Source organism: Halopseudomonas laoshanensis (assembly GCF_008365385.1).
Classification (GTDB): domain Bacteria; phylum Pseudomonadota; class Gammaproteobacteria; order Pseudomonadales; family Pseudomonadaceae; genus Halopseudomonas; species Halopseudomonas laoshanensis.
Window position 1 is genome coordinate 45,933 of the sequence record NZ_QOVF01000003.1, and the last position, 23,651, is coordinate 69,583.

Here is a 23,651-nt window from a genome sequence, read left to right on the forward strand (position 1 = left end):
GGGCAGCCGGAACCGACTGCTATCTGATAGGCACAACATTACTGACCGAAGGGCACTCTGTCTATGCTACCCGTGCGTCGCATTCTCTTGTGTTGGCTGGCTGTTGGCACTATCGCACTGATGACTGCGGGCTGTGGGTCGCAAAGCGCCGACGAGCGCCTGAATCTCAAGCTTGACGAACTTCAGGACGGTCTGGAGGCGCGTTCCACCGACCGGGTAATGGACGTACTGCACAGCGACTTTCAGGCCAGAGGCGAGCTGGATCGCGACTGGGCGCGGCGTACCATGACTCTGATGTTTCTGCAGAACCAGCGGGTCAACGTGCTGGTAATCAATCAGGAAACCGCAATTGACCCGGTCTACGACGGGCAAGCCGTCACGCAGGCGCAAGTCAGCTTGAGTGGTGCCGAGCGCTTTATTCCAGACAGCGCCCGGGTCTACTCGGTGACGCTGAACTGGCTGGAAGAAGACGGCGATTGGCAGTTGCACCGGTTGACCTGGAAATAGGCCACCCGGTGATATCGCTATTACGCCAAGGAAAGATTCAGCCGCCGAAGGGTTTTACGCCGATCAGCGCGCCATGCAGCCACATGGCGAAGATCACCCAAGCGACCAGACCCACGACTACTGCCGCTCCATCCATCGCCGCCCGGCCTTTGGGATAGGTCACGCCCGCCATCCGGTCGCGGCGACGCGAGACCACGTACAGCGCCACAGCCCAGGCCAGGAAGCTGCCGAACAACAGCAGATCCGCCACAGTGCCGTTGGCCAGCAAGTGGGCAATGGCCCAGAACTTGATCCCGAGCAACATCGGATGGCCCACGCGAGCCTTGATGTGGGTGCCAGGAATATAGGTCGCAGCCAGCAGGATGAAGGCTGGCACCGTCAACAATGCCGCCAGGTGCCGCGTCCATACCGGGGATACCCATAGCCAGGTAGGATCCAGGCGCGCCTGACCGTAACCCCAGATGATCAGCAGCAGGCCGGCGAGCGACGCAATGGCGTAGGCACCCTTGTACGGCAGCACGCCCCTTTTGCTGATTTGCCTGGCCCGCCACTGCGCGGCGAACAGGCGGGTGGAATGCACCCCGAGAAACAGCAACAAACCAATCACCAAAGCCAGCATGGATACATCCTTTTCATTATGGTTATACGCACAGGCGCTTATCAGGGCGCACGGGCGGTCAGGCTTTGCCCGGCACCTGCGTAGAGTATCAGGGCGCCATCCTCAGTGAAATCAAAGCGCTGTAACGAAGCGAGAGCGGCCAACACTCGTTGCTCCTGCTGCATCAATGCCGGCGCGCAGGCCTTGCGGGTGGTAGCCGCCGTGGAGAGGGTCAGTCCTTCGCCCGACAGCGCGTATTCGCCACGGTAGTTGTTGCAGGACGCCTGGCCATAGAGCAGCCCATCGGGACCGAAATTCACCGTCACATGCGAGCGATCAATAATACCCGCCTCGTTAATGTCTTCGACTACCCATTCCACCCCCTGAATCAGCCGCAGAGGGTCGCCGCCACAGCCGGAGAAATTGTGATCGTCATAGCTGAGTTCAACTGTCTGCGGGTAGAGCATGCCGCTCATGCTGTCAGTGCACAGCGCTTCGTTCACTTGCATCTCGACCTGCGAATCGCCGGCTACGGCACTTACCAAGCGGCTAGTGGTGGACTCCACTGCCTGGGTATATTCGGCAGCCTCGATCAACTCCTCCTCAAGCCGCGTCAGGCGTAGCGCACCAGCCTCCAGGTCGACACGCCAGAAAGGCTCATTGCCTCTGGCAACGAAGGGCTCGATGATCTCCCCTGGCGGGACGCAGAGCGGATAGCGCACGGCATCGATAATCAGATCAGCTGTGTTTCCTTTACTCCAGAACCGCGTATCGGGGTCGCCTTCTGCTTCATAACGCGCACCTGACGCCGCCTCTACCGGGAGCAATATGTGCTTTTCGCCGTTCGCATCCAGTACCAGCGTGTCGCCTTCGTAGCCGGCACTCACTTGCAGACGCCCGCATTGCAACACGCTGCTGAATGCCGCAGCACGATAAGGCATCAACGTGACCTGGCCCAGGTCGCGTATGCCCGCCTGCGCGGGGACACTGATCGGCTCGGAAATCCAGGTAGTACGTTCGGCTTCTGTTAACGCCGCCCTGAGCTGGTAATCGCCATCCTCAGATAGATCGCTGGCGCTGAGTTCCAGGGCAAATTCAAGCGGTACCTGGCGGCCATTCAGACTGAACCGCTGCTCGGCAATCATCGCCTCATCCGGTGACGCCGAGTCGGATACGTCGCGCAATTCGATCAACGCCTGACTGTTAGGTGCCAATGCGACCCGGGAGCGATACACCAGCTGACCACGCAACACCATGCGATCGTCATCGGCATCCACCACTGAGGTTTGCGCTTCCGCCGGCGGCTGAGCATCAACCTCCGCGTTGACTTCCTGTGGCGCGTCGGAACAACCCACCAACAGGAGCAAAGCGCCCAGCACGGTAGCGGCGACTCCCCAGCGAATTGGGGCAGGCGCAGAGGGGACTGGGAATAGCGTCATGGCATTGCTCCACAAGCAAACGTAAATGGTTGAATAGTGTGAACTAGGACTTTTCCCGTGGGTCAGCGTTCCCCTGTCTTGCCCAATCGAAAGCGAGCAACAGCTAGCTTTTGATCAAGCATTCTTACAATGCATGCTCCAAAGCAGCAATAACTATTCACCGCTTACTGATGCACTACCCCGCGCGCGCATGACAGCGTAGCGCACCGAAGGTAAACTACTGCGCCTGCGGCCGCCCGAAACCTGCCCCGCTATTCTCTTGTATTCCACCTCTGCCGGAGTCACCGGCCAGGACACTCGCATGATTCGCATCAACGAACTGCAGTTACCCCTTGATCATCCCACCGAAGCCTTGCGTCCGGCCATAGTCGCGCGCCTGAAGATAACCGACGCCGAACTGCTGGACTTCACGGTGTTCAAGCGCAGTTATGACGCGCGCAAGAAGAACAGCGAGATTACCTTCGTCTACATTCTCGATGTCGAGCTGAGCAACGAAGCGCCGGTGCTCAAGCGCTTTGCCAAGGATCACAATATCCGCCCGGCTCCGGATACCGCTTACTACCCGGTGGCCCAGGCGCCCACCGACCTGAACGAACGGCCGCTGGTGATCGGCTTTGGACCCTGCGGGCTGTTTGCCGCGTTGACGCTCGCGCAGATGGGTTTCAAGCCGATTGTGCTGGAGCGCGGCAGGGATGTGCGCAGCCGCACCAAGGACACCTGGGCGCTATGGCGCAACAAGGTGCTCTCGCCCGAGTCCAACGTGCAGTTCGGTGAAGGCGGGGCCGGATTGTTTTCCGATGGCAAGCTCTACAGTCAGATCAAGGATCCGAAATTCTATGGCCGCAAGGTCATGCATGAGTTCGTCCGCGCTGGCGCGCCTGAGGAAATCATGTTCGTCAGCAAGCCGCATATCGGCACCTTCCGGCTCACCGGTGTAGTTTCGAGCATGCGCGAAGAGATCAAGGCGCTGGGCGGCGAAGTTCGGTTTGATAGCCGCGTGACCGATTTCCTCATCAACGATGGCCGCATTGAAGGTGTGCAACTGGCCGATGGCGAAGAACTGCGCAGTCGTTATGTGGTGCTGGCGTTGGGGCACAGTGCGCGCGACACCTTTCGCAAGCTGCATGAGCGCGGCGTTTATGTCGAAGCGAAACCCTTTGCCATTGGCTTTCGTATCGAGCATCCGCAATCGTTGATCGACACCGCCCGGCTGGGTAAATACGCCGGCCACCCGCAACTCGGCGCCGCGGACTATAAGCTGGTGCACCACGCCAGAAACGGGCGTGCGGTCTACAGCTTCTGCATGTGCCCGGGCGGTATGGTCGTAGCGGCGACGTCGGAGCCCGGGCGCGTGGTCACCAACGGCATGAGCCAGTACTCGCGCAATGAGCGCAATGCCAATGCCGGCATCGTTGTTGGCATCCACCCTGAGCAGGACTTCCCCGGCGGGCCGCTGGCCGGCGTGGAACTGCAGGAGCAGCTTGAGTCCCGCGCCTTTGAACTGGGCGGCAGCGACTATTGCGCGCCCGGCCAATTGGTCGGGGATTTTATTCGCGCCAAAGCTTCCAGCAGCCTCGGTGAGGTACAGCCTTCGTACCAGCCCGGCGTACTGCTCGGCGACCTGGCCGCCGCCCTGCCCGCCTACGCCATTGAGGCCATTCGTGAAGCGCTGCCGGCCTTTGGCAAACAGATTCGCGGCTTTGACCGCCAGGATGCGGTGCTCACCGGTATCGAAACCCGTACCTCCTCCCCAGTGCGCATCAAGCGCGATAATATCTCGCTGCAGAGTCTCAATACCCGTGGCTTGTATCCTGCGGGCGAAGGTGCCGGCTACGCTGGCGGGATTCTTTCCGCGGGCGTAGACGGGATCAAGATCGCCGAAGCCGTGGCCACGGCAATGCTGGCGGACAGGCAGACCTGAGACTCAAGCGTCCTGTTCGCTGGTGAACCCGCGGCACACGGCGGCCAGCTTATTGCCGTCCGGGTCCCGCACATAAGCCGCGAAAAAGTCAGCGTTATACTGCGGCCGCAATCCCGGCTCACCTTCACTGGTGCCGCCTGCTGCCAGTGCTGCGGCGTGGAAGGCACGCACGGCCTCCCAACTATCGGCCTTGAGAGCGACCATGGTGCCGTTGCCGAAGGTGGCAGGCTGGCCATTGAACGGCTTGCCTAGCCACAACGCCAATTCCCGGCGTCCGTCTTCCTCGTAGGTGCCCCAACCAGCAATCTCTTCCCAGCCATCCTCGTCCTGCGGGTCACAGCGCTGCAGCCCGAGTGGTGCCAGCGCTGCATCATAGAAACGCACCGCACGCTCCAGATCGTTGGTACCCAGACTGATATAGGTAAACATGGTGAACTCCCAGCATCGGAACGCCTGTGGCTCAGCATAGCTCCCGGAAATAGACGTCGCTCAGAAACTCGAACCCGGCTGTTTGAGAAAGGCCAATTCCGCCAGGCTTGAAGGCCTGCCCAAGACCGCGTTGCGGTGCGGATAACGCCCAAAACGCTCAACTATCTCCCTGTGCTTCCACTCAAACTTCAAATTGTCTTCCAGACCCTCGGCAGAAAAAAGCTGGACTGCCATCTCGTGAATCGGCAGCGACTCACTGTGCATGAACGGCATGTACACGAACCGCCGCCGCTCGACCGGCAGCTCCTGATCAGCACCCTGCCGCACCGCTTCCTGCGCCAGCACCAGCGCCATGCTATCGTTGGCGAAGGCACGTGGCGTGTCGCGCCAGATATTCCGGGAGAACTGATCCAGCACCAGGATCTCAGCAAGACGCCCCTCGGGCGTTGCCCGCCAGCCTTCCAGCTCGCCGCGTTCGGCCTGCCGATGCACGGCACCGAAACGCTCGGCGATCTGCCGATCAAACGCCAGCTCCACCCTCCACCACTGGGCCGGTTTGATCTCTTCAAACCAGAATCGATTAATCTCATCAATCATCAGTCTGCAGCCTTTTGTCGGGTTGGTTCACATCCATGCAGTGCGCATAAAAGCTTGTTGTGGCAGGCCAGTCGGCGAAGATCGCCTTCACCCCCACCTGTTGCGCCAGCACATCAATCACGGTCAGCACATCACTGTCCCGGTTGATCGCCTCCTGGACGCTTTGGTAGTACCAGCCACCGCCCTGCGCCAGAGGACCGCTGCGCTCAACCGACCAGGCAATCAGATCGAGCCCGGCACGCCTGGCATTTCGCGCGTACTCAGAGGGGACGATTCGCTGCTGATCATCCAGAGTGAGCAGCTTCCACAAGGCCGGCGCCAGTATTGCAACGCCCTGAGCTTTCAAGTCCGCCATGTAATCCAGCGAGACGGTCTCATCGGTAAGCGCGCGATCATCAAGATAGACGGCCTGACGGCCGAATGCCGGAAACTGATCAATCCAGAACAGCACATCCTCCAGTCGAAACGACTGCGGCATCACATCGGCGGGCGCGACACCGGCATCGATATAATCCTGAATCATTTGCCGGGCATAGTCCTCCTGGGTGTACTCGCCCTCGAACGGCATATTCACCACCGGCGTCTTCAGTTCCGGGACGAACTCAACGCCAAGCTGTTTGAACAGGGCGATGCTCTCGCGATGACTCAGCACAGTGCCGCGCGCGGCATACAGGTCGGTGCGCCAATCGGCGGTGCCGCCGAGGTAGGCCTGCGGCGTGGTGGCCGTTGGATCAAAGGCATCCATTTTGCCTTGCAGCGTTTTGAACTCGGCCAGCGTGACGTCGCTGGTGCGGCATTCGGCCTGGGCTGGACGCCCGCTGTCTGGATCGGCTGGGATAAAGGGCTGGGTACACTTCGCATTCAGCGCCGGCACGGCGACGATGTTGGTAGTGGTGTGCAGGTCATCCTGGGCATGCCGGCAAACCAGCTGGCGATCCCGGGTAAAGGCCACATCACACTCAATAACCCCTGCGCCCATGCGCGCCGCGGCAACATAGGACTCCAGAGTATGCTCTGGAAACTGCAGTGGCGCGCCGCGGTGTCCAATGGAGAACGTCGACGGCTGGAGATTTGACGTATCACAGGCTTGCAGTGACCGCTTCAGTGGGCCTTCCTCCAGGCCATCTGCCAGCCAGAACGGGCGTGGTCCCAGCTCAATCCGCGGGGCGCTCCGCAGCTCAGTCCAGGGCGCAACCTGCTGATCGGCATGCGCGTGACGGTCTTGCTCAACTGCCTGCGCAGGGCTCGGCGTCGCTGCTGCCGCTACACTACCGGTCAGCAACAGCGCCATCGCCAGGGTCTGAATTTTCATCCTGCCTCTTCTCGCTAAAGGGTGAAGAACGGGTAAGCACAAGAGCGTTCCTATCAGCTTTGGTGCTGTGTGCCAGAGCTCGAGGCATTGAGCCCAGTCTACCTCCCACGCAATAAAAAACCCGCCAGAGTCACCCCTGGCGGGTTTGGTCAGCTAACTGAAGCTTAGCTCTTGCCAGCGCGCTTGCGCTCGTTTTCGGACAACAGCTTCTTGCGCAGACGGATCGACTTAGGCGTGATTTCGGCCAGTTCGTCGTCTTCGATAAACTCCAGCGCCTGCTCCAGTGTGAAGCGTACTGGCGGTACCAGCGCGATGGTTTCATCTTTACCGGAAGCACGCATGTTATCCAGCTTCTTACCCTTGGTAGGGTTGACGCCCATGTCGTTGTCACGGCTGTTGATACCCACCAACATGCCTTCGTACACTTCATCGCCATGGCCCAGGAACAGCTTACCACGCGCCTGCAGGGTTTCCAGCGAGTAGGTCAGCGCCTTGCCGGTAGCAACAGAAACCAGTACGCCATTCTGGCGGCCGCTCATTTCGCCTGACTTCAACGGGCCATAGTGGCTGAAGATGCTGGTCATGATACCGGCACCGGAAGTCATGGTCAGGAACTGGTTACGGAAGCCGATCAGACCGCGAGCCGGAATGGTGTACTCCAGGCGTACGCGACCCTTGCCATCTGGAACCATGTTGGTCAGATCACCCTTACGCAGGCCCATCTGTTCCATCATTGCGCCCTGGTGCTGTTCTTCGAGGTCGATAGTAACGTTCTCGAAGGGCTCCTGCTTCTCGCCATCGATCACGCGGATGATGACTTCAGGACGGCCTACGGCCATTTCAAAACCTTCACGACGCATGGTTTCGATCAGGACCGACAGGTGCAGCTCACCACGACCGGATACCTTGAACTTGTCAGCGCTGTCGCCTTCTTCCACACGCAAAGCCACGTTGTACAGCAGCTCCTTGTCCAGACGCTCCTTGATATTACGGCTGGTGACGAACTTGCCTTCCTTGCCGCAGAACGGCGAGTCATTAACCTGGAAGGTCATGCTCACGGTAGGCTCGTCAACCGACAGGGGTGTCATCGCTTCAACATTCTGCGGATCACACAGCGTGTCGGAGATGAACAGCTCGTCAAAACCGCTGATGCAGACGATGTCGCCGGCGGCAGCTTCGTCAACGTCAATGCGGTGCAGGCCGTGGTGACCCATCAGCTTGAGGATACGGCCATTGCGACGCTTGCCATCAACATCGATAGCAACCACCGGCGTATTCGGCTTGACGCGGCCACGGGCGATACGGCCCACGCCGATTACACCGAGGAAGCTGTTGTAGTCCAGAGCGGAGATCTGCATCTGGAACGGGCCTTCGCGGTCAACCTGAGGTGCAGGGACGTTATCAACGATGGCCTGGAACAGCGGGGTCAGGTCGTCAGCCAGATTGTCATGCTCAAGACCGGCAACGCCGTTGATGGCCGAGGCGAAAACGATCGGGAAATCCAGTTGCTCTTCAGTGGCGCCCAGGTTGTCGAACAAGTCGAACATCTGGTCCACAACCCAATCCGGGCGCGCGCCTGGGCGATCAACCTTGTTGACCACAACAATCGGACGCAAACCAGCCTGGAAGGCCTTCTGAGTCACGAAGCGAGTCTGCGGCATGGGGCCGTCCTGCGCATCTACCAGCAGCAGTACGGAGTCAACCATCGACATCACGCGCTCTACTTCGCCGCCGAAATCGGCGTGACCGGGGGTGTCCACGATGTTGATGTGGTGATCGTTCCAGTTGATCGCGGTGTTCTTGGCAAGGATGGTAATGCCGCGCTCTTTTTCCTGATCGTTGGAGTCCATCAGGCGTTCGGTGTCGAGCTCATTCCGCTCGAGGGTGCCAGATTGGCGCAGAAGCTTATCAACCAGAGTCGTTTTACCGTGGTCAACGTGGGCAATAATGGCAATGTTGCGGAGTTTCTCGATCACTATGGACATCCTGGATTGCCCGACCGCGGTCGAGCTAACTGAAAAAAGAGGTGGGCATTATACAGACCCGGAGGTGACAGTGTATGTTTTTTGTACGCATCAGCCGATAATCCGCTATTTGCGAGGGTAATTTGCCGAAAACAAACGCCTGAGTGATGTAAGGTACAGCATATAAGCGCATTATATGTCGGCCAGGAAATACACTGGCCAGAGAGCACCAAAATAAGGCGTCTAATTATATAAAGGCACCATTTTGGTGCGCTTAAAGATTGCACCGATTCAGCTCACACGCTGTAATCCCGTTATAGCGCGGTTTACAGCGAATGCTCCGAAATGGCACATCTTTTGCTCACTTGTAATGCAAGCGGTAATGCAAGCGGTTGTGCGGGTATATACCGCTCGAATTTAGAAGCGCCGGGCCAGATGCCCGGCAAATGATTCCTTCTGGAGGAAACCATGTCGAAAGCGATTCAATTGATCAAAGAATTTGACGTGAAGTGGGTTGACCTGCGCTTCACCGATACCAAAGGCAAGCAGCAGCACGTCACCATGCCGGCTCGTGATGTCAAAGATGACTTCTTTGAAGAAGGCAAAATGTTTGACGGCTCCTCGATTGCCGGCTGGAAAGGCATTGAAGCTTCCGACATGATCCTGATGCCCGATGACAGCACTGCTGTAATCGACCCCTTCACCGAAGAGCCTACGCTGATTCTGGTGTGCGACATCATCGAGCCTTCCACCATGCAGGGCTACGAGCGCGACCCGCGCGGTATCGCCAAGCGTGCCGAAGAGTATCTGAAGTCCACTGGCATTGGTGACACCGTGTTCGTCGGTCCCGAGCCCGAGTTCTTCGTCTTTGATGAAGTGAAGTTCAAGTCCGACATTTCGGGCTCCATGTTCAAGATCTTCTCCGAACAGGCCTCCTGGAACACTGATGGCGACATCGAAACCGGCAACAAGGGTCACCGTCCAGGCGTCAAGGGCGGCTACTTCCCCGTGCCTCCGGTCGATCACGACCACGAAATCCGTACTGCCATGTGTAATGCCATGGAAGAAATGGGCCTGACCATCGAAGTGCATCACCACGAAGTGGCGACTGCTGGCCAGAACGAAATTGGCGTACTGTTCAATACCCTGGTTGCCAAGGCTGACGAAGTGCAGACGCTGAAGTACTGCGTACACAACGTTGCTGACGCATTCGGCAAAACAGCTACCTTTATGCCCAAGCCTCTGTATGGCGATAACGGCTCCGGCATGCACGTGCACATGTCCATCTCCAAAGATGGCAAGAACACCTTTGCTGGTGAAGGTTATTCCGGCCTGTCCGATACCGCTCTGTTCTTCATCGGCGGCATCATCAAGCACGGCAAATCACTGAACGCGTTCACCAACCCGTCTACCAACAGCTACAAGCGTCTGGTACCCGGCTTCGAAGCTCCGGTCATGCTCGCCTACTCGGCCCGTAACCGCTCCGCTTCTATCCGTATTCCTTACGTTTCCAGCCCGAAAGCCCGCCGTATCGAGGCTCGTTTCCCCGATCCGGCTGCCAACCCTTACCTGTGCTTCGCCGCACTGTTGATGGCTGGTTTGGACGGCGTCCAGAACAAGATTCACCCTGGCGATGCAGCTGACAAGAACCTGTACGATCTGCCGCCCGAAGAGGCCAGCCAGATTCCTCAGGTTTGCGGCAGCTTGAAAGAAGCGCTGGAGTCCCTTGACGCCGACCGCGAGTACCTGACCAAAGGTGGCGTGTTCACCGACGAGCTGATCGATGCCTACATCGAATTGAAAGCCGCTGAAGAACTCAAGGTTCGCACCTTCGTTCACCCACTGGAATATGACCTGTACTACAGCGTCTGATCCAGGCGGTGTAATACCAGAAAGGGCGCCCATTCGGGCGCCCTTTTTTTTACTCGTGCGTCAGACCTTGCCAGATATCCAATTGAGTGCAAGTCTTAACGCAGACTATAAAGGAGTTACACGTCATGCCGCGTAGTTACCTGTCCCTGGCGTTGGGCGCGCTGCTCTCCCTGGCGAGCGTCTCGGCCCTGGCCCAGATCTATACCTGGAAAGATGCCGATGGCAACACTATCTATAGTGACCGGCCGCACCCCAATGCCAAGACCATCGAATTGCAGCCCACCAATACCGTGCAGCCGCCGCCCAACCCGCAAGCGTCGCAAGGCAGCAACACTTCCGGTAACGGCAATGACGATGAGCAGAGCTCGGGCCGCAGCTATCGCGATCTACAGATCGCCAGCCCGGCGAATGATGAGGCCATTCGCAGTAACGAGGGCACGCTGAGCGTAACAGTCAATACTGATCCACCGCTGTCCAGCGGGCATCTCATGCGCGTAGTGATGGATGGCGAACTGCGCGAAGAAGCTGTCGCGGGCAATGGCCAGGCCACGCAAACTTTGAACCTGAACAACGTAGATCGGGGCAGCCATACCCTGGCCGCAGTGGTGTATGACGCGCGGGGCAACGTGGTACAGAGCACCGCAGCCATTACCGTGCATATCCAACGCACATCAGTGAATCAACCCGGTCGCACTGGCAGCAACCAGGCACCACGTCCGGGCAACCCCAATCCGGGCGGCGGAAACAGCGGCGGCTCGGGCAGCAACTGACCTTCGCCAGGGCAGCCCACCGCACAGCCGCGTATCACGGCGCACCATTTTTGTGCATACTCGGAAAGCGAGCAGCTTTTTCCGTGCACTGCCTCTATACCTCGGCGCCGGAGTGCGCTTGTCATGCGCTAATCTGAGACTGGCGGACAGAGCACCAACCTGATGCAAAAGCAGGTTGGAAACCCTGCTGCCAGGCCTTGTAGTCGCGCAGCAGCCCCTTCCATGCAACCAGCCGCATGCCATTGGTCGTCGAAAGCGTGACATGACGCACGTCAATCGAGACCACGCCCTGTATTGGTTCGCTTCTTGCATTTGTCTGCACAACCCAAGGGAGTAGTGATGCTGACTGATCGATTTTTACGCCAGATTCTCGATAACCTGACCACAGCCGTCATCATGCTGGATGCCGAGCTGCGCGTGAATTACATCAACCCGGCAGCCGAGATTTTGCTCGCGGTCAGCGGCCAACGCGTTGCGCTGCAACATTTTGGTGAGCTGTTCAATGATTCTGAAGCGGCAATCCAACCCCTGGAAGCAGCCATTCTCAGCGCCAACCCGTTTACCAAGCGTGAAGCCCAGCTCAATCTGACCAATGGCCAGACTTTGATGGTGGATTATTCCGTGACCCCTATCGGCAACCAGAACACCAGTTGGTTGCTGATGGAGCTGCACCCCCGCGATCGCCTACTGCGCATCACCAAAGAAGAAGCACAGCTGTCCAAACAGGAGGTCACCAAGGTCCTGGTCCGCGGCCTGGCCCACGAGATCAAGAACCCGCTTGGCGGCATTCGCGGCGCGGCGCAACTACTGGCCCGCGAGCTGCCGGAGCCGTCACTGCGTGACTACACCGACGTCATTATTGAAGAGGCAGATCGCCTGCGGAATCTGGTCGACCGCATGCTTGGTCCCTATCGCCCGCCCAATTTGCAGCCACTGAATATTCATGAGATCACCGAACGCGTGTTCAGCCTTATCGAAGCCGAAACCCAGGGCGAACTGACCCTGCGCCGGGACTACGATCCGAGCATCCCGGACATCATGGCCGACCGCGAACAGCTCATTCAGGCGCTACTGAATATAGTGCGTAACGCCATGCAGGCAATCGCCGAAAGCGGCGCACTGCGCCAGGGCCGCATCACCCTGCGCACCCGCACATTACGCCAGTTCACTATCGGCCAGGTGCGTCATCGCCTGGTTTGCCGCTTGGAAGTGATCGACAACGGTCCCGGCATTCCCGCCGAGATCGTCGAAAGTATTTTTTATCCCATGGTCAGCGGCCGTGCCGAAGGCACCGGGCTTGGGCTCTCTATCACACAAAACATCATCAGCCAGCACCAGGGCCTGATTGAATGTGAGAGCACCTCCGGCCGCACCGTGTTTACCCTGTTCCTGCCACTGGAACCCATACCGGGAGACTAACCCTATGAGCCGAGCTGAAAATGTCTGGATTGTTGATGATGACCGATCCATCCGCTGGGTGTTGGAAAAGGCATTGCAGCAGGAGGGCATGGAACCGGTCAGCTTCGACAACGCCGACAGCGCTCTGGCGCGGCTGCAGCGTCAGCACCCGGACGTCCTGATCAGCGACATCCGCATGCCCGGCACCAGCGGTCTGGAGTTGCTGGCGAGTATCCGCGAGCAGTTTCCCAAACTGCCGGTGATCATCATGACCGCGCACTCCGACCTGGACAGCGCGGTGGCGTCCTACCAGGGCGGCGCATTCGAATACCTGCCAAAGCCTTTCGATGTGGATGAAGCCGTTGCGCTGGTGCGTCGTGCGTTGGCCCATAGCCGCGAGCAGGATGGCCAGGAGCCGGATCCCGCACAGGCGCGCACGCCGGAAATCATCGGCGAAGCCCCGGCCATGCAGGAAGTCTTTCGCGCTATCGGTCGCCTCTCGCACTCCAACATCACGGTGCTGATCAACGGCGAGTCGGGTACCGGCAAGGAGCTGGTCGCCCATGCCCTGCATCGCCACAGCCCGCGTGCGCGCAACCCTTTTATTGCGCTGAACATGGCGGCGATCCCCAAGGATCTGATGGAATCCGAATTGTTCGGCCACGAAAAAGGCGCCTTCACCGGCGCCGCCGTGCAGCGCCGCGGACGCTTTGAACAGGCCGACGGCGGCACGCTGTTTCTGGATGAGATTGGCGACATGCCGGCCGAGACCCAGACCCGGCTGTTGCGCGTACTGGCCGACGGCGAGTTCTATCGGGTCGGCGGGCATACGCCGATCAAAGTCGACGTGCGCATCATCGCTGCCACCCACCAGAACCTGGAAGGTCTGGTACAGGCCGGCGGTTTCCGCGAGGATCTGTTCCACCGCCTCAATGTAATCCGCATTCACATTCCCAAGCTGGCCGAGCGCCGTGAAGATATTCCCGCGCTGGCGCAACACTTTCTTGCTCGTGCGGCGCAGGAGCTTGCGGTGGAACCCAAGGTCCTCAAACCGCAAACCCAGGATTACCTGCGCAACCTGCCCTGGCCGGGTAACGTGCGGCAGCTGGAGAATACCTGCCGCTGGATCACCGTCATGGCCTCAAGCCGTGAAGTGCTGATCGAAGACCTGCCCCCGGAAATGCTCACTCAGCACCAGGACAGTGCGCCGGATGGGCATTGGGAGCACAGTTTGCGCACTTGGGCCGACCAGGAGCTGGCCCGTGGCGTGTCCAACCTGCTGGATATCGCGGTACCTGCATTCGAGCGCATCATGATCGAAACCGCCCTCAAGCACACCGCCGGTAGACGCCGGGATGCCGCGCAGTTACTGGGCTGGGGCCGTAATACCCTGACTCGCAAGATCAAGGAACTGGGGATGAATATTGACGGCAATGACGAGGACGAAAGCGAATAAGCGACACTCCATGCGAAACTGGCACGCTTGATGCTTTAGTAATAGTGGGTGTATTTGGGGTGACTCTGGTTCAGGCAGGCCAGAGTCGCCTTTTTTTATGGGCGAAGGAAAAGCAGGCGCTAGCTTGCGGCTTGCCGCTAAGCTTGCCAGCGCCTAGACTGCGCTCCACATCGCATCCAATGGCGCACCCATGTTCCATATCGCCCTGCTCGAACCCGAAATCCCGCCCAATACCGGCAACATCATCCGTCTTTGTGCCAACACCGGCTGCCAATTGCATCTGATCGAACCGCTGGGGTTTGAGCTGGATGACAAGCGATTGCGCCGTGCCGGGCTGGACTATCACGAATTTGCTGCAGTGAAGACCTACCCCAATCTCGAGGCCTGTCTGGCAGCGGTACAGCCGGCGCGGGTTTTTGCCCTGAGCACCAAAGGTAAACACGGATTCAGTGAGGTGGCGTTCAAGCCGGGGGATCTGTTTCTGTTCGGGCCGGAAAGCCGGGGGCTGCCTGCCGAGATACGCGATGCGTTGCCGCAGGACCAGGTGTTGCGCGTGCCAATGATGCCCGGCAGCCGCAGTCTCAACCTGTCCAACAGTGCTGCGGTGCTGATCTACGAAGCCTGGCGCCAGCAAGGTTTTACCGGCGCCGGGCTTTGATCAAGATCAGTCGCGGACTTTAACCACGACCTTGCCCACAGCCTTGCGCGAGCTCAGCACTTCAAGGGCGTCTTCGTACTGATCCAGCTTGTAGGTCAGCGACACCAACGGCTTGAGCTTGCCTTCGCTGAACCAGGCGAACAGTTGCTGGAAGTTTTCCAGGTTGGCCTGCGGCTCACGCGCCGCGAACGAGCCCCAGAATACGCCAACAATGGACGAGCCTTTGAGCAGTGCCAGGTTGGCCGGAAACTCGGGGATGCGGCCGCTGGCAAAGCCTACTACCAGCAAACGACCCTTCCAGTTGATCGAGCGCACCGCCTGGTCAAACAGATCGCCACCGACCGGATCATAGATCACATCCGCGCCCTGGCCCTTGGTCAGCTCCTTGACCGCATCCTTGAGGCTGACTTCGCTGTAGTTGATCAGCTCATCGGCGCCAGCGGCTTTAGCCACTTCCAGCTTCTCGGCGCTGGAGGCAGCGGCGATGACCCGGGCACCCATGGCCTTGCCGATCTCCACGGCGGCCAGACCCACACCACCGGAAGCACCGAGTACCAGCAGGGTTTCGCCCGGCTGGATATTGGCGCGCTGCTTGAGCGCGTGCATGGAGGTGCCGTAGGTCATGCTGAAACCAGCGGCGGTGACGAAGTCCATATCCTTGGGCATCGGCAATACGCGCATCGCGTCGATGGCGATCTGCTCGGCAAAGCTGCCGAAGCCGGTCAGGCCCATGACCCGGTCACCCGGCTTCAGGTGTTTGACCTTCTCGCCCACGCTGGAAATCACACCCGCCGCTTCACCACCGGGTGAAAACGGGAATGGCGGCTTGAGCTGATATTTGCCTTCAATGATCAGGGTGTCAGGGAAGTTGACCCCGGCAGCGTGAATGTCGAGAACCACTTCATTGGCTTTGGCGACCGGATCAGCGGCCTCTTCCAGTACCAGGTTGCTCGGCGGTCCAAAGGATTTGCACAATACGGCTTTCATGACGACTCCATTGTTATCAGGGCGGTTATCAGGTTTTCACACAGTCTAGTCGCATGCAGGGCCGCCGGGTCAATGACCATGCCTTGAATTGATTGATACCCATAAGAAGGCGACAGGGAAGCTGGCGCCGCAGGAAAGTTTGGCGACGCGGGCCCGCTCGGCTATCCTGACGCCAACGTTAAGGGAGTCAAAGCTGATGCGATTGAGAACCACCTTGTATGCGCTGCTGTTATCCGCTGTAGTCGCGTTGCCGGCCCAGGCCAATGAAGAGGCCGCACCAGCAGGGCCGCAGTATGTGGAAATGAACCCATCGTTCGTCGGCACCATCGGTCCCGGCCCGCGCATTCAATATATGAAAGTCGATGTGGCGCTGCGCGCCAATGATCCGACTGCGGTGGAGCGCATCCAATATCATGACCCGCTGATTCGCAATGCTCTGGTGTCGCTGTTCGGGCGCCAGACCCCTGAAGAGCTGGCGACGCTGGAAGGCAAGGAGCAGCTCAAGCAGCAAGCCCTGGAGGCAGTGCGTGCGGTATTGGAGGAAGAGGAAGGCAAGCCGCTGGTAGATGATCTGCTGTTTACCAATCTGGTGACGCAGTAACCGCACTGCCCGAACCAACGTGGCCCGAGCCAACGCGCCTGGATCTCAGGCGCGCTGGCTCAGATAGGCCTCGACGAAACTGTCAAAATCCACTTCATCCGCTGCTTCAATGGCCGCCTGCTCTGCCAACGAGCTATCCGCCTGGGCTTTGCACGCACGCAACGTTTCCGCGTCCAATGGCCGGCTGATAAAGTCGCGAGCATGTGCCTGTGACTGTGCCAGAGCGAAGCGGAAGAAACTGTTGCCATGCTCGGCCAGAGCTTCCAGAACCCGCGCGGAAGGAGTAAGCGCGGCGTCTTCAAGCTTCGTCCGCTGCAGTGCCAGGCTGGCGCTGTAGTCGCTGGTTTGATGGCTGTTATCCAGCAGGCTCGCGCACTTGGCGATGTCTTCCAGCAACGCCAGGCCCCACTCCTTCAGCTCCCGTGGCTGGCCGCCATCGGCCAACTGCAAACCGGGCTCACGCCCGCGTTTGACCGCCAGCGCGAAGTTGTCGCCGGTCTCGGTGCAGGCCTCTTCGGTCAGCGCCGGGCTGTCCTGCAGCGCGCAATAGAGCAGGAAGCTGTCGAGGAAGCGCGCGCTGGTCGGCTCTATGCCCAGCGGCACAAAGGGGTCGATATCCATACACCGCACTTCGATGTACTCCACTCCGCGCGACGCCAATGCGTACACCGGCTTCTCGCCGCTGCGAGTGACACGCTTGGGGCGGATAGGGCTGTAGAACTCGTTCTCGATCTGCAGCAGGTTGGTATTCAATTGCTGCCACTGACCCTGGGCATCATGCGTCCCCAACTGGTCGTAGCGCGCATAGGGCAGGCTGATGGCTTCCTGCATGCTGATGATGTAGCTGTCCAGGCTGTTGTAACAGACGTTGAGGCCGGACTGGGCGTTGTTGTTATAGCCCAGGTCGCTCATTCTCAGGCTGGTCGCATAGGGCAGGTACAGACTTTTCTCACCCAAAGGCAACAACTTGTGATCGCGGCCCTGCAGAAAGGTTGCGCAGACCGCCGGCGAGGCACCAAACAGGTACATCAGCAGCCAGGCATAGCGGCGGAAGTTACGGATCAGATCCATATAGCGCTCGGATTGATAGTCCTGCGCCGAGCGCGCATCACCGGCCTGCTCTTGCAATACGGCCCATAGCTGCGGCGGCAAAGAGAAGTTGTAGTGAATGCCGGCAATACACTGCATGGCCTTGCCGTAGCGGATAGCCAGGCCACGACGGTAGACATGCTTGAGCATGCCGATATTCGAGGTGCCGTACCAGGCAATCGGAATGTCGGCATCCACCGCCGGTAATTTGCACGGCATGGACTCGGTCCAGAGCAACTCGTTGTCCAACTGGCTGTAGACGAAGCGGTGAGTGACGTCCAGATGCTCGAACAGGGTGTCCAGGCTGGTGCTCACTGGCGTAATCAGTTCAATCAGCGCTTCGGAGTAATCCGTGGTAATGGTCGGATGTGTCAGCGCCGAGCCCAGCGCCAGCGGGTGCGGCGTGCTTGCCAGGCCACCCGTTGGCGTGGTCCGCAGGCTTTCTTTCTCTATCCCGTGCTGGCAACCATTTAACCGCTCGCGGTAGATCGGTTGAGCCAGCAGTTCCAGGGTATTGCTAAACGTTGGTGACAAGGTTGCCACTCCTAGCTGTCAGGCTGGCCGCGATCTGCGCACCAGCGTGAACTTGAATAAGTATGGATCAGATCCGCGCAAAGGTACCCAGCGCTTTGGCCACCAATGCGCCGTCTTGCCAGATCTCCCCATCCACCACCACGGTGCGGGTGCCAGCATGTACGACCTTGCCAAAGCACTCCAGTTCGCCGCCAATCACCGCGCGCGTGTAGCTGATCTTGCATTCTACCGTAGCAGTGGATTCATGCGGCTCCAGAACGCTGAACGCGGCAGCGCCCATGGCCGAATCGAGCAGAGAGAAGATCACCCCACCATGAACCCGCGCAGTCCCGTTGAAATGCTCCTCGCGGATGGGCAACAACAAGGTGCACAAGCCCTTCTCGATGAACTTGAATTCCACACCCAGCATCTTGGTAAATGGGCTCATGCGGTTCCTCGCGATCTCTTGCAGATTCGGGTGTTGGCTCATGGTCAGCGCTTCTTCAGGTCTTTGGCATTGGCGAACAGGTTGGCAAAGGTACCACCGGCCGACGCTGGCGCACCAGCCCCGCCCGCCTGATTGCGCCCCTGGCCCTTGCCCTGGTTTCGATTGCGCTCACCCTGCGAACCTGACGGCTGCCCAGTCTTTTCACCAGCGGCGCCGGGCTCGTCCGACAGGCGCATGGTCAGGCTGATGCGCTGCCGCGGAATATCCACTTCCATGACTTTAACGCGGACAATATCCCCGGCTTTGACCACTTCCCGCGGGTCTTTTACGAACTGCTGCGAGAGCATGGAGATATGCACCAGCCCATCCTGATGCACGCCAATATCGACGAAGGCACCGAAGTTCGCCACGTTGCTGACTACGCCTTCAAGCTGCATCCCCGGTTTGAGATCGCGAATGCTCTCGACCCCGTCCTGGAAGGTCGCCGCCTTGAACTCCGGGCGTGGATCCCGACCGGGCTTGTCCAGCTCCTTGAGAATATCGGTGATGGTCGGGATACCGAAGTGCTCGTCGGTATACTGCGACGGTTCCAATTGACGCAGAAACGTCGAGTCGCCAACCAGACTACGGATATCCCGGCCAGTCTGACTGGCGATGCGCTCGACCAGCGGATAGGCCTCGGGGTGCACCGCCGAGGCGTCCAGCGGATTGCTGCCGTTCATTACCCGGAGGAAACCTGCGGCCTGCTCAAAGGTCTTGTCACCCAGACGGCTGACCTTGAGCAGCTCACGGCGGCTGGCAAAGGCTCCATGCTGATCACGATAGTCGACGATGTTCTGCGCGATGCTCGGATTCAGCCCCGAGACGCGGGTCAACAAGGGCGCGGAGGCGGTGTTCAGATCCACGCCCACCGCGTTCACGCAATCTTCCACCACCGCATCCAGGCTACGCGCCAGTTTCACCTGTGACACGTCGTGCTGGTACTGGCCTACACCGATGGACTTGGGGTCAATCTTGACCAGCTCGGCCAGCGGATCCTGCAAACGCCGGGCAATGGACACCGCGCCGCGGAAGGTCACATCCAGCTCGGGAAATTCCTTGGCCGCCAGTTCCGATGCCGAGTACACCGAGGCGCCCGCCTCGGACACCATGATCTTCTGCATCGGCAACTGCGGGCAGAGTTTCAGCAGCTCACCGGCCAGCTTGTCGCTTTCCCGCGAGGCGGTGCCGTTACCGATGGCGACCAGGGTAACGCTGTGCTTTTTACTCAATGCCGCTAGTACCGCCAGCGACTCGTTCCACTGATTACGCGGCGCATGCGGGAAAATCGTCGTGTGATCGACCAACTTGCCGGTCGCATCCACCACCACCACTTTGACCCCGGTACGCAAACCCGGATCCAGCCCCAGCGTGACCCTTGGCCCGGCGGGCGCCGACAGCAGCAGATCTTTCAGATTACTGGCGAATACCCGAATCGCTTCGTCTTCTGCGCCTTCACGCAGATCACCCAGCAGCTCGGTTTCCAGATGGCCCAGCAACTTTACCCGCCAGGTCCAGCGCACCACTTCGGCTAGCCATTTGTCCGCTGCGCGGCCCTGGTCCTTTATCGCAAACGCCTGGGCAATCATGCCCTCGCAGGGGTGCGGTGTACCGGCAGCCGCATCGCTGTCGCCCAACTCCAGGGCGATACTCAGCATGCCTTCGTTGCGGCCACGCAGAATCGCCAGCGCGCGGTGCGATGGGACCTTGCTCAGTGCTTCAGAATAATCGAAGTAATCGCGAAACTTGGCGCCGTCCTGCTCTTTGCCGGGCACCAGTTTGGAGACCACGCGGCCGTCTTCCCGCAGCGCACGGCGCAGCGTTTCCAGCAGGCTGGCCTGCTCGCTGAAGCGTTCCATCAGGATATATTTGGCGCCATCCAGAGCCGCCTTGGTATCGGCAACGCCCTTGTCGGCATCCACATAACCGGCAGCGGTCTGCTCGGGATCCTGTGTCGGGTCGCCAAACAGCAGGTCGGCCAACGGCTCCAGGCCGGCTTCGATAGCAATCTGGCCCTTGGTCCGGCGCTTGGTCTTGTACGGCAGATACAGATCTTCCAGCCGGGTCTTGGTTTCAGCCCCGCGGATGTCCCGCTCCAGCTCGGCCGTCAGCTTGCCCTGCTCAGTGATGCTGTTGAGAATCGCCTGGCGGCGGTCCTCCATTTCCCGGAGGTAGCGCAAGCGTTCTTCGAGATAGCGCAGTTGGGTATCGTCCAGACTACCGGTAACCTCTTTACGGTAACGGGCAATAAACGGCACGCTGGCGCCTTCATCAAGCAGTCTGACAGTGGCGTCGACCTGTTCCGGGCGAACCGCCAGTTCATTGGCGATGCGCGAGGCAATAGATTCCATGCTGAAGTATCCAGATCAAAGTTGGCAGGCCCGGCAGTATAACCGACGAAACCCGATATGGGGTGACAGCACCGAGGGTGGAAGAATTCTGGCCAAAGCGCCGCGAAACTTGTACAAAAGAAACCTCTTGTAACAATGCCTGAACACCCAAACAGGCCGCTTCAGCCACAATGCTTACAACTTGAACAAGGTGAGAAAGCGCATGACCAGCGAAGGCGAAAAGATCCTGATTGTTGATGACGACGTTCGATTGCGCAGACTGCTCGAGCGCTTTTTGACCGAGCAGGGTTACCGGGTACGCGCGGTGGAAAACACCGAGCAGATGGACCGTCTGCTGGCCCGCGAACTGTATTCCCTGATCGTGCTCGACCTGATGTTACCCGGTGAAGATGGCTTGACTGCCTGCAAACGCCTGCGTGACCAGGAAAACACTACCCCGATCATCATGCTCACCGCCAAGGGCGATGAAGCCAGCCGGATTCTGGGTCTGGAACAGGGCGCTGACGATTATTTGCCCAAGCCGTTCAATCCCCGCGAACTGGTAGCTCGGATCAAAGCGGTGCTGCGCCGCCAGGCGCCACAGGTACCAGGTGCCCCAGGTGGCGAAGATGAAGAAGTGACCTTTGGCGAGTTTGTCCTCAGCCTGGCTACCCGTGAACTGCGCCGTGGTGAAGAAGTGCACATGCTCACAACCGGTGAGTTCGCCGTACTCAAAGCGCTGGTGCAGCACCCGCGCGAACCGCTGACGCGCGACAAGCTGATGCAACTGGCGCGCGGCCGCGAGTGGGATGCGCTGGAGCGCTCGATCGACGTACAGATCTCCCGCCTGCGCCGCATGCTGGAGCCAGATCCGTCCAAACCCCGTTATATTCAGACGGTATGGGGTGTCGGCTACGTATTTGTGCCGGACGGTAAACATTCGTGAAGGGCGGCCCTGGCTGGCATCCGCTGCTGCCACGCAGCTTCTTTGCCCGCACCATCCTGCTGGTTCTGCTGGTCACCTTGTTCTCCAAGTTGCTCACCATGTTCTATCTGATGAGCAACGAGGATCTGCTGGTCGACCGCCAGTACAGTCACGGGACTGCCATGTTAATCGGCTCTTATTGGGCTGCGGGCCCTGAGACCCGGGCCGACATCGAAAAGATGACCGGCATGATGCTGGTCCCGCACTACCAGGTACCGCCCGGCGAAGTGCACTGGCCGTACACCGGCATATTCACCAATCAGTTACGCGCCGAGCTGGGGGATCGCACCGAGGTCCGCGTACGTATTCAGGGTGAGCCGTCGATCTGGGTGCACCAGCCGGCCTATCAGGACAACTGGCTGAAAGTACCACTCTATGCGCACCCGCTGCGTGGGCAGCGGATCTGGATGGTGGTGCTGTGGTTTGTGTTGATCGGCATTCTGTCTACTGCCGCCGCTTGGATATTCGTCCGCCAGTTGAACAAACCCCTGAAAAAGCTCGAACAAGCAGCCCGACGTATCGGTAGAGGGCAAAGTGTGCGTCTGCTCGACACCAACTGTCCTGCGGAAATCGCCGAGGTGTATCGGGCCTTTAACCAGATGGCCCAGGACGTCGAACAAGCCAACCGTGATCGCTCGATGCTGTTGGCCGGCGTCTCCCACGATCTGCGAACGCCGCTGACGCGCATGCGTCTATCCACCGAACTGCTGTCCAGCGCCGAGCCGGATCTGACCGAGGGCATGATTCGCGATATTGAGGATATGGATGCCATTCTCGACCAGTTCATGGCATTTATGCGCGATGGCAGTACTGAGGCGGTTGAGCCGGAGGACATCAACGACATCATCATGGAGGTGGTCGCGCCGCTGAATACCGGCGAGGAAAAAGTCCGCCTGTGCCTGGAGCCGGTGCCCAAGATAAAGCTCAGACGCCTGTCGATCAAACGGGTGATGAGCAATCTGATCGACAATGCACTGCATCATGGCGGCAGCGGGATTGAGGTCTGCACCTATGTCACGCGGGCCGCAGCTCAACCCTATCTGGTGGTGGCGGTGCTGGACCGCGGACCGGGGATCGATCCTACCGAATGCGAATCACTGTTCGTGCCCTTTACCCGTGGCGACCGGGCCAGAACCACTACCGGCACCGGTCTGGGTCTGGCGATCGTCAAGCGCATCGCCGAAACCCATGGGGCGACGGTGCAGTTGCTCAACCGCAGCGGCGGCGGTACCGAAGCACGGCTCAGCTTTCCGATCTGAGCCGGCGCTCAACCCCGCAATAAACCGGCCTGGTCCAACGCTGACTCGATCGCCTGCAGATCCGGAATCATCAACAGTTCCGGTTCATCGGCCAACTGCACTCGCTGGCTGATGTAGGGGCCCGGCGCGCCAGCCTCACTGATTTCGCCACGCAACACTTTGCGCGAGCGCGGAATACTCCAGACGCGCATGCCAATAAAATGCACTCCCTCACGGTCACCAATCGCATTCATGATCAGCGTCCGGGGCTGCCGGCCGCTATTGTCCTGCGCCTGGCCGAGCAACGCATAGGGATCAACCAGCGGTACCTGTTGATCGCGCCAGCGCGTCCAGCCGAGAAACCAGGCTGGCGCACCCGGCACGTCACGGGTAATGCGGAAGCTGACTAGTTCGGCTACCGCGACGTTGGGCAGCAACAGGCCCTGCTCGGCGAGCGGAACAATCAGTCCGTTCAGACTTTCCAGTGCATCTGACATAGC

The 23,651-nt window shown here is 59.4% G+C and carries 21 protein-coding genes; 10 read left to right on the forward strand and 11 right to left on the reverse strand.

The genetic code is table 11. From position 1 onward, the window contains the following. The first annotated feature begins 63 nt into the window (after nt 1-63). Complete coding sequence (locus tag DT594_RS10995) at nt 64-507, forward strand: hypothetical protein (protein ID WP_149332719.1); 444 nt, start codon at nt 64-66, stop codon at nt 505-507. Nucleotides 508-544: 37 nt separating this feature from the next. Here the strand turns inward: DT594_RS10995 and DT594_RS11000 are convergent, their stop codons facing one another. Next, complete coding sequence (locus tag DT594_RS11000) at nt 545-1,126, reverse strand: NnrU family protein (protein ID WP_149332720.1); 582 nt, start codon at nt 1,124-1,126, stop codon at nt 545-547. A 41-nt stretch (nt 1,127-1,167) separates the two neighbouring features. Then, nucleotides 1,168-2,544, reverse strand: coding sequence for an META domain-containing protein (locus DT594_RS11005; protein WP_149332721.1), 1,377 nt, complete (start codon nt 2,542-2,544; stop codon nt 1,168-1,170). A 301-nt stretch (nt 2,545-2,845) separates the two neighbouring features. Here DT594_RS11005 and DT594_RS11010 point away from each other — a divergent pair, with 301 nt between their 5' ends. Continuing rightward, nucleotides 2,846-4,465, forward strand: coding sequence for an NAD(P)/FAD-dependent oxidoreductase (locus DT594_RS11010; RefSeq protein ID WP_149332722.1), 1,620 nt, complete (start codon nt 2,846-2,848; stop codon nt 4,463-4,465). Between the two features lie 3 nt (nt 4,466-4,468). Here DT594_RS11010 and DT594_RS11015 read toward each other — a convergent pair whose 3' ends face one another. From DT594_RS11015 to typA, 4 genes are all read right to left on the reverse strand, one after another. Next, a complete protein-coding gene (locus tag DT594_RS11015; protein WP_149332723.1) occupies nt 4,469-4,894 on the reverse strand; it encodes a VOC family protein in 426 nt (141 codons plus the stop codon). A gap of 60 nt (nt 4,895-4,954) precedes the next feature. Then, nucleotides 4,955-5,491: a DUF924 family protein gene (locus tag DT594_RS11020; RefSeq protein WP_149332724.1), complete on the reverse strand. Its 537-nt coding sequence runs from the start codon at nt 5,489-5,491 to the stop codon at nt 4,955-4,957. Further along, entirely contained in the window at nt 5,484-6,803 is a 1,320-nt protein-coding gene (locus DT594_RS11025) for a glycerophosphodiester phosphodiesterase family protein (protein ID WP_149332725.1), read from the reverse strand. Before DT594_RS11025 ends, DT594_RS11020 begins: the two co-directional genes overlap by 8 nt. Nucleotides 6,804-6,967: 164 nt before the next feature. After that, the gene (gene typA / locus DT594_RS11030; RefSeq protein WP_149332726.1) at nt 6,968-8,779 is read right to left on the reverse strand and encodes a translational GTPase TypA; all 1,812 of its coding nucleotides are present in this window, start codon (nt 8,777-8,779) and stop codon (nt 6,968-6,970) included. A gap of 456 nt (nt 8,780-9,235) precedes the next feature. Here typA and glnA point away from each other — a divergent pair, with 456 nt between their 5' ends. The 5 genes from glnA to trmL all read left to right on the forward strand — a co-directional run bounded on the left by glnA (nt 9,236) and on the right by trmL (nt 14,921). Next, the gene (gene glnA, locus DT594_RS11035; protein ID WP_096346613.1) at nt 9,236-10,639 is read left to right on the forward strand and encodes a glutamate--ammonia ligase; all 1,404 of its coding nucleotides are present in this window, start codon (nt 9,236-9,238) and stop codon (nt 10,637-10,639) included. 125 nt (nt 10,640-10,764) lie between these two features. After that, the gene (locus tag DT594_RS11040; protein WP_149332727.1) at nt 10,765-11,409 is read left to right on the forward strand and encodes a DUF4124 domain-containing protein; all 645 of its coding nucleotides are present in this window, start codon (nt 10,765-10,767) and stop codon (nt 11,407-11,409) included. Nucleotides 11,410-11,748: 339 nt separating this feature from the next. Continuing rightward, nucleotides 11,749-12,828: a nitrogen regulation protein NR(II) gene (gene glnL / locus DT594_RS11045; RefSeq protein ID WP_149332728.1), complete on the forward strand. Its 1,080-nt coding sequence runs from the start codon at nt 11,749-11,751 to the stop codon at nt 12,826-12,828. 4 nt (nt 12,829-12,832) lie between these two features. Next, nucleotides 12,833-14,263 carry a nitrogen regulation protein NR(I) gene (gene ntrC / locus DT594_RS11050; RefSeq protein ID WP_096346610.1) on the forward strand — a complete coding sequence of 477 codons (1,431 nt, stop codon included), beginning with the start codon at nt 12,833-12,835 and terminating at the stop codon, nt 14,261-14,263. Nucleotides 14,264-14,453: 190 nt separating this feature from the next. After that, nucleotides 14,454-14,921 (forward strand): tRNA (uridine(34)/cytosine(34)/5-carboxymethylaminomethyluridine(34)-2'-O)-methyltransferase TrmL, encoded by a 468-nt coding sequence (gene trmL / locus DT594_RS11055; RefSeq protein ID WP_149332729.1) that lies wholly within the window; start codon nt 14,454-14,456, stop codon nt 14,919-14,921. Nucleotides 14,922-14,927: 6 nt separating this feature from the next. On the opposite strand, the gene DT594_RS11060 is transcribed toward trmL, so the two are convergent. Further along, nucleotides 14,928-15,908 carry an NADPH:quinone oxidoreductase family protein gene (locus DT594_RS11060; RefSeq protein WP_096346609.1) on the reverse strand — a complete coding sequence of 327 codons (981 nt, stop codon included), beginning with the start codon at nt 15,906-15,908 and terminating at the stop codon, nt 14,928-14,930. 196 nt (nt 15,909-16,104) lie between these two features. Between DT594_RS11060 and DT594_RS11065 the strand changes: the two genes are divergently transcribed. After that, complete coding sequence (locus DT594_RS11065) at nt 16,105-16,509, forward strand: flagellar basal body-associated FliL family protein (protein WP_149332730.1); 405 nt, start codon at nt 16,105-16,107, stop codon at nt 16,507-16,509. Between the two features lie 45 nt (nt 16,510-16,554). Here the strand turns inward: DT594_RS11065 and gshA are convergent, their stop codons facing one another. The 3 genes from gshA to DT594_RS11080 all read right to left on the reverse strand — a co-directional run bounded on the left by gshA (nt 16,555) and on the right by DT594_RS11080 (nt 20,949). Then, nucleotides 16,555-18,132 (reverse strand): glutamate--cysteine ligase, encoded by a 1,578-nt coding sequence (gshA, locus tag DT594_RS11070; protein ID WP_149332731.1) that lies wholly within the window; start codon nt 18,130-18,132, stop codon nt 16,555-16,557. A 67-nt stretch (nt 18,133-18,199) separates the two neighbouring features. Further along, nucleotides 18,200-18,559 carry a PaaI family thioesterase gene (locus tag DT594_RS11075; RefSeq protein WP_178091509.1) on the reverse strand — a complete coding sequence of 120 codons (360 nt, stop codon included), beginning with the start codon at nt 18,557-18,559 and terminating at the stop codon, nt 18,200-18,202. A 44-nt stretch (nt 18,560-18,603) separates the two neighbouring features. Continuing rightward, entirely contained in the window at nt 18,604-20,949 is a 2,346-nt protein-coding gene (locus DT594_RS11080) for a Tex family protein (protein WP_149332733.1), read from the reverse strand. A gap of 202 nt (nt 20,950-21,151) precedes the next feature. Between DT594_RS11080 and ompR the strand changes: the two genes are divergently transcribed. Together ompR and DT594_RS11090 are read left to right on the forward strand one after the other, a co-directional pair. Continuing rightward, nucleotides 21,152-21,874 (forward strand): osmolarity response regulator transcription factor OmpR, encoded by a 723-nt coding sequence (gene ompR, locus DT594_RS11085; RefSeq protein WP_096346604.1) that lies wholly within the window; start codon nt 21,152-21,154, stop codon nt 21,872-21,874. Beyond that, complete coding sequence (locus DT594_RS11090) at nt 21,871-23,172, forward strand: ATP-binding protein (protein WP_246164621.1); 1,302 nt, start codon at nt 21,871-21,873, stop codon at nt 23,170-23,172. The genes ompR and DT594_RS11090 overlap by 4 nt, the downstream gene beginning before the upstream one ends. Nucleotides 23,173-23,180: 8 nt before the next feature. On the opposite strand, the gene DT594_RS11095 is transcribed toward DT594_RS11090, so the two are convergent. Next, nucleotides 23,181-23,648 (reverse strand): chemotaxis protein CheW, encoded by a 468-nt coding sequence (locus DT594_RS11095; protein ID WP_149332734.1) that lies wholly within the window; start codon nt 23,646-23,648, stop codon nt 23,181-23,183. Nucleotides 23,649-23,651: the final 3 nt, after the last annotated feature.